We start from the raw sequence: 11365 nt of genomic DNA on the forward strand, positions 1-11365 counted from the left end.
GGGTGATAGGGGGTGCTCTGGGTGGAAGGCCTGCCCTTGCGCTGGGGCGCGGTCAGGTGGAGCAGGACGTCGCGGATCGGGGGGCGGGCCGACGGGTCCTTGGCCAGGCAGGCCGGTACGACCTCCCGCAGCGGCCGTGGCAGCTCGCCGATCTCCGGCTCCTCGTTCACGATGCGGTTGATCACCACGGGCAGCGAGTCGTCCCCGAACGGCGGCATCCCCGTGGCCGCGAACACGATCACCGACGCCCACGCGAACACGTCCGAGGGCGTGCCCACCGGCTTGCCCGCGAGTTGCTCGGGAGCCATGTACGCAGGCGTCCCGACAATGGTGCTGGTCGCCTTCATGCCCGACCCGAGCGCCGCCGCGATGCCGAAGTCCACCACCTTCGGGCCCTCGGGCCCGAGCAGCACGTTCGCCGGTTTGAAGTCCCCGTGGAGCAGGCCCGCCTGGTGGATCGCGTCCAGCGCGGTCGCGGTCGCCACGGCGAGGCGCTGCAGGTCCACGCCGGTGTGCCGGCCTACCTGCTCGAGCGAGGGCCCGTCCACGTACTCCGACACGATGTACGCCCTGCCGCTGGTCGACGCGTCGAGCACACGCGCGATGCAGAAGGGCTCGACCGTGCGCGCGGTGGCGACGTCCTTGACCAGCCGGCCGCCCATGACGATGCCCTCGCGCAGCGCTTTGACGGCGACGGGGGTTCCGTTGCGTGCCTGGCCGAGGTAGACGACGCCGTGCCCGCCCGCGCCGAGCCGCCCGACCAGCCGGTACGGCCCCACCGCTGCCGGGTCGCCCTCGTGAAGGGGTTCGACGTTGGGCATGAGGGGAGTGACTCCTGTGACGGCTGAGATCAGAACTCCAGCACCCTACTGGCAAATGTCAAGCCTTGTAAGACATTAGGCTGATCAACTGGGAAGAAAGGGGTAAGTCGGGTGCATTCGCTGGAGGACTACGCCCGCGGCGTACGCGCCGGCTCGCGTACGTGGATCGGCCGGGCGATCACGCTCGTCGAGTCGACAAGAGCCGACCACATGGCCCTGTCCCAGCAACTGCTCGTCGAGCTGACCCCGCATTCCGGGCACGCGCGCCGGGTGGGCGTCTCCGGCGTGCCGGGGGTGGGCAAGTCGACCTTCATCGATGCCTTCGGCACCATGCTCACCGGCGAGGGCCACAAGGTGGCGGTGCTGGCGGTGGACCCTTCCTCCACGAGGACGGGCGGCAGCATTCTCGGCGACAAGACCCGCATGGCCCGGCTTTCGGCCGACCCCTCGGCGTTCATCCGCCCCTCGCCCACGTCCGGCACCCTCGGCGGCGTCGCCAAGGCGACCAGGGAGGCCATGGTGGTCGTGGAGGCGGCGGGGTTCGACGTCGTCCTGGTCGAGACGGTCGGGGTCGGCCAGTCGGAGACCGCCGTCGCCGACATGGTCGACACGTTCCTGCTGCTCACGCTGGCGCGGACCGGCGACCAGCTCCAGGGCATCAAGAAGGGTGTGCTGGAGCTGGCCGACGTGATCGCGGTCAACAAGGCCGACGGGGAACACGAGCTCCCCGCCAGGAAGGCCGCGCGCGAGCTGGCGGGAGCGCTGCGCATGCTCCGCTCCGACACGACGCCGCCGCCCGTGCTCACCTGCAGCGCCCTCACCGGTGACGGGCTGGACAAGCTGTGGCGCCAGATCCTGGCCCACGAGCAGGCGATCGACCTGCCCGCCAAGCGCCGCCGGCAACTGGTGCGGTGGACCTGGACCCTGGTGCAGGACCGGCTGCTGGCGGAGCTGCGCCACGATCCGGGAGTCGCGGCGATCACCGAGGAGGTGGAGCGCGACGTCCTCGCGGGCGACCTCACGCCCGCGCTCGCGGCCGACCGCCTGCTGTCGGTGTTCAAGGGTCCGTGATCTCCGGCGTCTCTGACCCCCGGCCCGACGGCGCGAACGGCGTCGTGGAAGCCGCCGGCTTGCGACCCCATCGAGCAGCCACGAGCATGCCACCACTACCCCGTGCACTTCTCGCACCAGATCGTTACTATTGCCACCCAAGCAGTCATCTTACGTGTACGAGGAGTAAGTGTTGGCGGGCGACGAAGTGCCACGTATACATCATTCGATGTCGATCAGAGGGCTGGGCGACGCTCTCACCGACGAGCGCGACGGCACCTCTCCGGTGTCACACCTGGACGCGGCAGGTCGCCTGCCCGAGGGCATGCGCATAGGCATGTTCGCCATGGGCGTGCTCGGCGCCCCCTTCGCGTTCCAGCACGACAACATCGTCGGCTACGCCGAGCAAATGGTCCGCAGCACCGTCAGCGGCCTGTACGAGCACCGGGAAGGGCTGCACCTGGTCACCCGTAACAACGAGATCGCGGAAGCGGGGAACGAAGAGCATGTCCAACGGATTTGAGCTCCCCACCCCTGGTGGTCCAAGCTCGTGGACGCCCATCGACGGGAGCGTCGACCTGAGAGATCTGCAGTACCTCACCCTCGGCATGCTGACGTTCAGCGCGGCCGTCTTCCCTGGTCTGCGACACACGGTGCTCTCATACGGGCTGACGCTGCCGACCGATCCGCAGAGGGTGCACAAGGCAGCGGACGGCTGGAGCGCCCTCGGCGAGGGCGTCTACACCGCGGGCCGGACGGCGCAGCAGCAGCACGACACCGTTCCTCAGGACAACTGGCAGGCGCCGGAGCGAGATCTCTACGGGGAGCGTATCGGGACCTACGCTGTGGCGTCCGACACCGCGGCCGACTCCGCGCGAGACCTTTCGACCATCTTGAGGTGGGTCGCCAACATTCAGACGGTAGGTCAGTACCTTCACTTCGCGCAGGCGGCAATATTGTCCGCGGTCACGATGAGGTCCCTGCTCATGGGGCCGGGAGGGCACATGTACGGCCAGCTCCAAGCGTATTCGGCGGGGAGATCCATCGAGCACGGGATCCAACGGCTGAAGGATCATCTCGTCACAGCCGGAGCAGGGCTCGGCCTGGCGACCGCCGGCGCCATCGCGGCGGATATCACCCTCACCGACGGACTCAAACCGTCCGACGGGGCGGCAAGGCACGCTGCGGCCACCTGACCGCCCCGCGGTGACGCCCCTCAGTGACCGAGTTTCTTCCGCAGGCGATCGAGCTCTCCCATGGCGTCCCTCATCATCCCGTCGAACGCCTGTTGCGCCTCGGCGACCTTCGCCGCCGCCGTGTCCGGGTCGGCCATGGCAGGATCCATGCCGCCGAACGAGTCGCCCATGATCGCGGACACCTGACGCTGAAGGTCGGCGTCGGCGTCACGGAGAGCGGCGAGAATCGCTGCCGACATCTCTTTGACGCTCATCCGCTTCGCTCGCGGATCGATCTCGAGCCGGGTCACGCCGCCCTGCGCGGTGCATTCGACCACGATGTGGCCGTTGGCCGCCGTGGCCCGGCCGACCGCGGCCGCGACCTCTTTCTGGGCAGCCTCGAAGTGGGCCACGCGTTGGCGGGAGTCTCGTAGGAACGCCTCGACATCGATGTGCGCGAAGTTGCCGAGCGGGCTCTCCATCGGAGTCCTTCCGTTCTGTATGAGCTGCAATCCGACGGTAATAGCACATGCCGCACTGCCGCGCGACTTGACCGGACGGCACATGGTCAGGCCGATGTGCTAAAACTTTGGCCATGCGGTCAGAAAATGAGTCGGATGGCCAGAGGCGTCGCTCCTTCATCGAGGAGGCCAGGCGTGCCCAGATCGTCGTCTCCGCCGTGGAAGTGATCGCCGAGATCGGGTTCGCCCAGGCCTCACTGGCGCGCATCGCCCAGCACGCGGGCATCAGCAAGGGCGTCATCTCCTATCATTTCGCCGGCAAGGACGAGCTGATGGTGGAGGTGGTCGAGCGGACCTACGGCCTCATCGCCGAGACCGTAGGGGCCAAGATGCAGGGTCTGAGCTCGGCCACGGAACTGCTCAGGGCGTACCTTCTGGGTGTCGCCGAGCACATGCGCGGCCACCGCACCCAGCTGGCCGCGCTGGGTGAGATCTTCACCCATCTCAGGGGTGCCGACGGGCGCCCGCGCTACGGGATCAAGGCCAACGAGGAGATCTACCGGGCGCTGGAGGGAATCTACGCGCTCGGCCAGGAGAGCGGAGAGTTCTGGCACTTCGACCGCCGGGTCATGGCCGTCACCCAGGCCTCCGCCGTCGACAACATGTTCGCCTACTGGGTCGCCTATCCCGAGCACGATCTCGACGCACACGCCAGAGAACTGGCCGACATCTTCGAAAGGGCATGTAGATCATGAAGACCGAGCTCAGGCCGGCGACCCGCCTTCACGCGGTCGACAACCTGAGGATCGTGCTGACCGGGCTGGTCGTCGCCCACCACGTGGCGGTCACCTACGGAAACATCCCCCTCTGGTTCTACACCGAGCCCGCCAAGGACGCCTCAGGCGGTCTGCTCGACCTCCTGGTCTCCTTCAACCAGGCCTTCTTCATGGGGTTCTTCTTCCTCATCTCCGGCTTCTTCACCCCCCGTTCCTACGATCGCAAGGGCGGGCGCGCCTTCATGCGCGACCGGCTCATCCGGCTCGGCATCCCGCTGCTCGTCTTCCTCTTCCTGCTGCGGCCGCTGGTCAACCTTCCCGGGTACGCCGAGTGGGCCGCGCCCGCGGGCATGCCCTACTGGCACTACTACATCGGCTCCTGGGACCCGGGGCCCATGTGGTTCGCCGAGGTGCTGATCGTCTTCGCGCTGGTCTACCTGCTCTGGCGGAGCCGGCGCAGGCCGCTCGACCAGCGTTCCGTCCCTCTCAGGTTCAGCTGGATCGCGCTGTTCGTCCTGGGGCTGGCCGTCGCGACGTTCCTGTGGCGCATCCCGGTGCCGACCGGCAGCTACGTGCCGGTGCTCGGGCTCCCTTCGCCGCAGTGCCTGCCGCAGTACGCCGCCATGTTCACGCTCGGGTGCGTCGCCTTCCGGCGCGGCTGGTTCGAGACGCTGCCGGCCAAGGCGGGACCGCTCGGGCTCGTCACGGCGGGCGTGTCGAGCGCGGTGCTGGTGCCGGCGCAGTACATGACGACCGGCGTGCTGTCGTCGGCGCTGACGGCCCTGTGGGAGTCGTCGTTCGCGGTCGCCATGATCATCGGACTGGCCGTGGTCTTCAGGGAGCGCTTCGGCGACCAGGGGCCGCGCGGCAGATTCCTGTCCGACCACGCCTTCACCGTCTACATCATCCACCCGCTCGTGCTGGTCGCCCTCGGCTACGCGCTGCGGCCCATCGAGGCGATCGCCATCGTCAAGTTCGCCATCATGCTCGTCATCGCGCTGCCCGCGTGCTGGGCCCTGGCCTACGCCGTGCGGTCGCTGCCCGGGGCTAAGCGGGTGTTGTGAGCATCTCCGGAAGTGGGGCGGCCCGGCCGCCCGCCACGCACACGTACGTGATCGTGCCGACGGCCACCAGGTCGCCCTCGCGGCCGCTTACCGGGCCGCCCTCCCGCCGCATCGTGAACGTCATCGTGAGCGACGTGGTGCCGGCCCTCGCCGGAGCGCTCTCCACGGCCAGCACGTCGCCCAGCCGGGCGGGGGAGTGGTGCTCGCAGCCGCTCGCCTTGACCACCAGGTCGGCCCCGCCCTCCCGGAGCCGCCCGTAGCCGCCCCTGGCGCCCAGCCAGTCGAGGAACGCGTCCTCGAAGAACTCGTAGTAGCGGGTCGCGTGCATCATGGCCTGGGCGTCGCAGTGCCGCGGGCGCACCGGGAAATGGGAGATCATGCCGGCGAGTCGTAGAAGGAGTCGAGGACGTCGCCGTGGCGTTCCTCCACCACCTTGCGCTTGATCTTGAGGCTGGGGGTCAGCTCGCCCGTCTCCACGGAGAAGTCCTCCGCCAGGATCGCGAACTTCTTGACCGTCGTGTAGCTCGCCTCGCCGGCGTTGACCTGCTCGATCGCCTTCTCGACCTCCGCGCGCATGCGGGGGTGCTCGCGCAGCTCGCGCGGGTCCGCCGGCAGCGACTCGGCCTCCGCCCACGGCCTGACGACGTCCATGTCGAGGGTGACCAGCGCCGTCACGTAGTTGCGCCGGTCGCCGTGCACGAACACGTGCGACGCGTACGGGCAGGCCGCCTTGATCCGGCCCTCCAGGTAGGTCGGCGCGACATATTTCCCGCCCGACGTTTTGATCAGCTCCTTCTTGCGGTCGGTGATGGCCAGCCGCCCGGCCTCGTCGAGCTCGCCGATGTCGCCGGTGTGCAGCCAGCCGTCCTTCAGCGCCGCCTCAGTCTCCCCCGGCAGGCCGTGGTAGCCGCGCATGATGCCGCGCCCGCCGATCAGGATCTCGCCGTCGTCGGCGATCCGTACCCGGGTGCCGGGGAACGGCTGCCCGACCGTCCCGAACCGCACCGAGCCCGGACGGTTGAGGAAGCTGCCCGCCGACGACTCCGTCAGGCCGTACCCCTCAAGGATCGTCAGGCCGGCCGCGTCGAAGAACTCGGCGATGTCCTGCGACAGCGGGGCGGCGCCCGAGATGAAGAAGCGGATCCGCCCGCCGAACCGGTCGCGGAGCTTGGCGAAGACCAGGCGGTCGGCGAGCGCGTACTCGATCCTTGTGGTGAACGGGACGGAGACCCCGCGCTGGCGGGCCCGTACGACCCTGATGCCCGTCCGCTTGGCCCAGGCGAAGATGAGGGCCTTCGCGCCGCCCTCGCGCCGTACGTTGGCCGCCACCGTGTTGTGGATCTTCTCGAAGATGCGCGGCGCGGCCGCCATGACCGTCGGCCGCAGCTCCCCCAGGTTGTCGGCGATCCTGTCGAGACGGCCGTCGATCGCCGTGGGCACGCCCGCGTCGATCATCACCACCTCCAGCAGCTTGCCGAACGAGTGCGACAGCGGCAGCCACAGGAAGTGCAGGTCGGCCCCGGAGATCAGGTCGATCTCGCGTACGGCGCCGGCCGCGTAGAGCCAGTTGTCGTGCGTCAGCTCCACGCCCTTGGGCCGGCCGGTGGTGCCGGAGGTGTAGATGAGCGTGGCCAGGTCGGCCTGGGCGATGGCGTCGACCATTTCGTCGTAGCCGGCCTGGGGGCCGCCCTCGGAGACGGCCTCCGTCAGCGAGTCGAACGTGATCACCCAGCCGTCGTCGGCCGGCGAGCCGTCGATCACCACGACGTGGGTGACGCCGGGCAGTTCCTTCCGCACGGACCTGATCTTGGAGACCTGGTCGTCGTTCTCGGCGATGACGATCGTGCTGCCCGAGTCGGTGATGACGAACGCGGACTCCTCGGCCGTGTTGGACGGGTAGATCGTCGTCGTGGCCGCCCCGGTGGACAACACCGCCAGGTCGGCCAGGATCCATTCGAGCCGGGTGGAGCAGAGGATCGACACGCGGGTGCCGGGCCCGGCGCCGAGCCGGGCGAGCCCCAGAGCCAGGCCGCGGACCCGCTCGCCCACCTCCCGCCATGACAGTGAGCTCCAGCCCTCATCGGAGGGCACCCGGTACGCCTCGGCGTCGGGGGTAGCCGTGATCCTGTCGCGCAGCAAGGACGGAATGCTGGACATGCCTGACCTCCTGGAGGGTGTGTGGCCGACTCTAGGACCACGGCGGCGTCTCAGTCGATGGTCTTGATCGACCGTCCTCCGGGAGCGGAGGTCGCGACCATGCGCGAGGTCCGCACCTCCCAGACGCCGCAGGCGCACCTCAGATAGGAGACCAGGCCCTCGGACGTGCGATGAGAGGAGACGAGGGTCAGGGCGAGAGGGTCGTGCAGATCTGCTGAGTGCATGATTCCAACCTGATGTAATGGCCTTATGCATTTCAACGCTTACGGCGGCAACGGAGCGGCCCTCGCGGCGGCGCTGGTCAACGCGACCGACTTCAGTCCGGCGGCGGTCGAGGCGATGCTCGGCGAGCACCGCCTGCTGCGCACCGCCGTCACCGCCGGCGAGGCCGAGGAGCTGCGGGCGTGGGCCCGCCGGCTCGACCCGGTGTTCGGCGAGCTCGACCAGGACACCCAGATCCGGCTGGTCAACGAGCTGCTCGACGTGACCGCGTCCAAGCCGTACGTGAGCGCCCACGACGGCCGCGAGCCCCACCTGCACTTCTTCGCGGTGGACGCCGACATCGTGGCCAGGGCGAAGGACACCACGGCCGGCGGGCTGGCCATGGCCATGTCGTTCGCCGGCGGACGGCGGCTGGGGCGGTGCGGCAGGGACGGCTGCGGTGTCGTCTACGTCGACACCTCGCGCAACGGGCGCCGCCGGTTCTGCACGCCGGCCTGCGCCAACAGGGTGAACGTCGCGGCCCACCGGGCGCGCAGCCTTGCCAGGTGATCTGCACGTCGCATACACTTCCGTCGTTCTGTCGCCGATCCGTGAGGGCAGCCGACGTGAGGATCTGAGGTCGCGGGCACCGCGCCGTTCCGCCCTGTCCTGGGCCTGCGCGCACACCTGGCCTCAGGCGACATCCTCGCCTCGATCGCGGACTCCGTACGAGTTCCCCTGGGTTGCGCGTCTATGCGGTGATTTCCCGCCACGTCACGACATTTCAACGTTTGTGATGGGGAGCCGCCTGATGTCTTTCTCGCTTGTCATCGATCATGTCTCCTTCGCCTGGCCCGACGGCAGCAAGGTGCTCGACCGGCTCGACGCCGCGTTCCCGGCGGGGCGTACGGGGCTCATCGGGCTCAACGGATCGGGCAAGTCCACCCTGATCAAGATCATCGCCGGTGAGCTGGCCCCGCAGTCCGGGTCCGTCTCCGTCGCGGGCGAGGTGGGATACCTGCCGCAGAACGTGCCGCTCGCGGCCGGCCGTACCGTGTCGGACCTGCTGGAGATCAGCGCGACCCGGACGGCGCTGCACGCCATCGAGGGCGGCGACGTGGCCGAGGAGCACTTCGCCGCGGTCGGAGACGACTGGGACGTGGAGGAACGCGCGCGGGCTGAGCTCGACCGGCTCGGCCTCGGTCACATCGGCCTGGACCGAACCGTCGGCACGCTGTCCGGCGGCGAGACCGTCATGGTTGCGCTCGCCGCCCAGCTACTGAAGCGGCCCGACGTGCTGCTGCTCGACGAGCCCACCAACAACCTCGACCTCGAGGCCAGGCGGCGGCTCTACGCCGCCGTGTCCGCCTGGCAGGGCGTGCTGCTGCTCGTCAGCCACGATCGGGCGCTGCTGGAGCTCGTCGACCAGGTCGCCGAGCTGCGCGACGGCGCCGTACGCATGTACGGCGGCAACCTGAGCGCCTACGAGGAGCAGGTCGACGCCGAACAGGAGGCGGCCGAACGTACGGTGCGCACCGCGGAAGGCGAGGTGAGACGGCAGCAGCGCGAGCTCGTCGAGGCCCGCACCAGGATCGACAGGGGCCTGCGCGCGGGCAGGAAGGCGTTCGAGAACAAGAAGGTGCCGAAGATCGTCGCGAACGGGCTCAAGCGCAAGGCCCAGGTGAGCGCGGGCAAGCAGCGCACCCTGCACCTGGAGAAACTGGAGGAGGCCCGCGAGCGGCTGACCGAGGCCGAGCAGTCGGTGCGCGACGACGCGGAGATCCGCATCGAGCTGCCCGGCACCGAGGTGCCGGCCGGACGTACGGTCCTGACTCTGCCGCTCGACCCACCCCCCGGAGCCGCGCCCCCCGCACAGGAGGACGCACAGGAGGACGCACAGGAGGGCGCGGAGGAGATCCGCAGGGCCGTGCTGGAGACCCTGGTCGTACGCGGGCCGGAGCGGATAGCGCTGCTCGGGCGCAACGGCTCGGGCAAGACCACGCTGCTCAGGCGCATCCTGGAGCACGGCGCCCACGTGCCCGTCCACTACCTGCCGCAGCGGCTCGACCTGCTCGACGACGCGCTGAGCGTGGTGGACAACGTGCGCGCCGCCGCCCCCTCCGCCTCGGTGAACGAGGTACGCGCCCGCCTTGCGCGCTTCCTGTTCAGGGGAGAGCGGGCCAACCAGGCGGCGGGCACGCTCTCGGGCGGCGAACGGTTCCGCGCGACGCTGGCCGCGCTGCTGTCGGCCGAGCCGCCGCCGCAGCTGCTCCTGCTCGACGAGCCGACCAACAACCTCGACATGGCCAGTGCGGCCCAGCTCGCGCAGGCGCTGTCGGCTTACCGGGGGGCGCTCATCGTGGCCAGTCATGACGTGCCGTTCCTGGAGACGCTCGGGATCACCCGCTGGCTGCACCAGGACAGGGAGGCCGGACTGGCCGAAACGTGATTGACGTTCGGGGATCAACCGGGCGATAGTGTGGCAGGTGGCAGCACCGCGGTTGATCCCCTGCGTTCTCGCCTTGACAACGCTCACACTCGGCGCGTGCTCGGCCGGCTCGCCCTCGCCCACCGGGGGCGAGAGCAAGGTCACCGGCGTGGCCGGCGGCCAGGACAGCGCCCCTTCGGTCAGCGGCGGCACACCCGCCGCTCCCAGCGCGACCGCGCTGACGCCCGAGGCCTACAAGGACGAGCTCGGCGGCGAGCGCAAGCCGATGCGCGCCGCGCTCGACGCCCTGGCGGGCGCGCGCGGGCTCAAGTCGCTCGACCAGAAGCTCGGCCGCGCCCGGTCGGCCCTGAGCGACGGCGCCGACCAGCTGGCCGGCCTCACCCCGCCCGATTCCGTACGCACCCAGCACGACGCGTACGTCGCCGGCCTGCGCGCCGCCGCCGCCGCGCTGGTCGCCACCGGCGACAAGGTCGGCGGCCGGGACCTGTGCACCTCCTCGGCCGTGCTCACCGACCTGGACGACACGCTGGACCGGCTCGACGAGGCCGGAGAGGCCCTGGAGAGCGCCGGGGACTACAAGGCCGACGTCGTCGGCGTGACGGCCGGGAAGAAGCAGACCAGAAGGTTGCGCAACGGCTCGTACGTGCGCAGGAGCACGCTGGGCGGCCGCAGCTCGCTGGAGATCGACAACGGCGGCGACCGCGACGCGGTGGTCACCGCCGTGCGCGGCGGCAGCAAGGCGTTCAGCGTCTACGTGCGCAAGAACGCGCGGTTCAAGGTGCGGGGCGTGCGCGACGGCACGTACCGGATCTACTTCACGCACGGCGTGGACTGGGACGGCAGGCGCAAGGCGTTCACCCGCGAGTGCAGCTTCGAGAGGTTCCAGAAGTCGGTGAAGTTCAGGACGTCCTACACCGCCACGCAGGTCCGCTGGCACGACTGGCGGGTCACCCTGCACGCCATCTCCGGAGGCAACGCCCGCACCTCCCCGGTGGACCCGGACGACTTCCCCGGCTGAACCCGCGCCCCCGGGGAGCCGACCCAAGAGACGCCGCGAGGGCCGCGCACCCCGCCGGTGCGCGGCCCTCGACCTGCCGGTGCGAGCGTCAGCTGGAGAAGAGCATGCCCACCCAGCTGCGCTGGCGGTGGCCCTTGTGCCCGTAGTGGCCGCCGTGCGGCGCGCCCCACGCGGGACCGGGACCGTGACCGGG

At 69.8% G+C, this 11365-nt stretch carries 13 protein-coding genes; 8 read left to right on the forward strand and 5 right to left on the reverse strand.

Translation table 11 applies throughout. The features are described 5' to 3' along the window. On the reverse strand, nucleotides 1-821 hold an 821-nt coding region (locus GUY59_RS43535), incomplete at its 3' end, for a serine/threonine-protein kinase (protein WP_161715024.1). Nucleotides 822-932: 111 nt separating this feature from the next. On the opposite strand from GUY59_RS43535, the gene meaB reads away from it, so the two are divergent. The 3 genes from meaB to GUY59_RS43550 all read left to right on the forward strand — a co-directional run bounded on the left by meaB (nucleotide 933) and on the right by GUY59_RS43550 (nucleotide 3067). After that, the gene (gene meaB, locus GUY59_RS43540) at nucleotides 933-1892 is read left to right on the forward strand and encodes a methylmalonyl Co-A mutase-associated GTPase MeaB (RefSeq protein WP_138207222.1); all 960 of its coding nucleotides are present in this window, start codon (nucleotides 933-935) and stop codon (nucleotides 1890-1892) included. A gap of 208 nt (nucleotides 1893-2100) precedes the next feature. Then, complete coding sequence (locus GUY59_RS43545) at nucleotides 2101-2394, forward strand: hypothetical protein (protein WP_138207224.1); 294 nt, start codon at nucleotides 2101-2103, stop codon at nucleotides 2392-2394. Next, nucleotides 2378-3067, forward strand: coding sequence for a hypothetical protein (locus GUY59_RS43550; protein WP_161715025.1), 690 nt, complete (start codon nucleotides 2378-2380; stop codon nucleotides 3065-3067). The genes GUY59_RS43545 and GUY59_RS43550 overlap by 17 nt, the downstream gene beginning before the upstream one ends. Nucleotides 3068-3087: 20 nt before the next feature. Here GUY59_RS43550 and GUY59_RS43555 read toward each other — a convergent pair whose 3' ends face one another. After that, nucleotides 3088-3612 carry a YbaB/EbfC family nucleoid-associated protein gene (locus tag GUY59_RS43555; protein ID WP_138207228.1) on the reverse strand — a complete coding sequence of 175 codons (525 nt, stop codon included), beginning with the start codon at nucleotides 3610-3612 and terminating at the stop codon, nucleotides 3088-3090. A 29-nt stretch (nucleotides 3613-3641) separates the two neighbouring features. On the opposite strand from GUY59_RS43555, the gene GUY59_RS43560 reads away from it, so the two are divergent. Both GUY59_RS43560 and GUY59_RS43565 read left to right on the forward strand, forming a co-directional pair. Next, on the forward strand, nucleotides 3642-4262 hold the full coding sequence (locus GUY59_RS43560; protein WP_138207230.1) for a TetR/AcrR family transcriptional regulator: 621 nt from the start codon (nucleotides 3642-3644) through the stop codon (nucleotides 4260-4262). Further along, nucleotides 4259-5347: an acyltransferase family protein gene (locus GUY59_RS43565; RefSeq protein ID WP_138207232.1), complete on the forward strand. Its 1089-nt coding sequence runs from the start codon at nucleotides 4259-4261 to the stop codon at nucleotides 5345-5347. The genes GUY59_RS43560 and GUY59_RS43565 overlap by 4 nt, the downstream gene beginning before the upstream one ends. Here GUY59_RS43565 and GUY59_RS43570 read toward each other — a convergent pair. From GUY59_RS43570 to GUY59_RS43580, 3 genes are read right to left on the reverse strand one after another with little or no spacing between them, the layout of a single operon-like run. Further along, nucleotides 5331-5726, reverse strand: coding sequence for an acyl-CoA thioesterase (locus GUY59_RS43570; protein WP_138207234.1), 396 nt, complete (start codon nucleotides 5724-5726; stop codon nucleotides 5331-5333). The genes GUY59_RS43565 and GUY59_RS43570 overlap by 17 nt on opposite strands. Next, the gene (locus GUY59_RS43575) at nucleotides 5723-7504 is read right to left on the reverse strand and encodes an AMP-dependent synthetase/ligase (protein WP_138207236.1); all 1782 of its coding nucleotides are present in this window, start codon (nucleotides 7502-7504) and stop codon (nucleotides 5723-5725) included. The genes GUY59_RS43570 and GUY59_RS43575 overlap by 4 nt, the downstream gene beginning before the upstream one ends. A 50-nt stretch (nucleotides 7505-7554) precedes the next feature. Beyond that, the gene (locus GUY59_RS43580) at nucleotides 7555-7728 is read right to left on the reverse strand and encodes a hypothetical protein (protein WP_161715026.1); all 174 of its coding nucleotides are present in this window, start codon (nucleotides 7726-7728) and stop codon (nucleotides 7555-7557) included. A gap of 25 nt (nucleotides 7729-7753) precedes the next feature. On the opposite strand from GUY59_RS43580, the gene GUY59_RS43585 reads away from it, so the two are divergent. From GUY59_RS43585 to GUY59_RS43595, 3 genes are all read left to right on the forward strand, one after another. After that, nucleotides 7754-8275 (forward strand): CGNR zinc finger domain-containing protein, encoded by a 522-nt coding sequence (locus tag GUY59_RS43585; RefSeq protein WP_138207238.1) that lies wholly within the window; start codon nucleotides 7754-7756, stop codon nucleotides 8273-8275. A gap of 241 nt (nucleotides 8276-8516) precedes the next feature. After that, nucleotides 8517-10154 (forward strand): ABC-F family ATP-binding cassette domain-containing protein, encoded by a 1638-nt coding sequence (locus GUY59_RS43590; RefSeq protein WP_138207241.1) that lies wholly within the window; start codon nucleotides 8517-8519, stop codon nucleotides 10152-10154. 73 nt (nucleotides 10155-10227) lie between these two features. After that, on the forward strand, nucleotides 10228-11172 hold the full coding sequence (locus tag GUY59_RS43595) for a hypothetical protein (RefSeq protein ID WP_138207243.1): 945 nt from the start codon (nucleotides 10228-10230) through the stop codon (nucleotides 11170-11172). Nucleotides 11173-11365: the final 193 nt, after the last annotated feature.

Source organism: Nonomuraea sp. K271 (genome assembly GCF_009908215.1).
GTDB lineage: Bacteria > Actinomycetota > Actinomycetes > Streptosporangiales > Streptosporangiaceae > Nonomuraea > Nonomuraea longispora.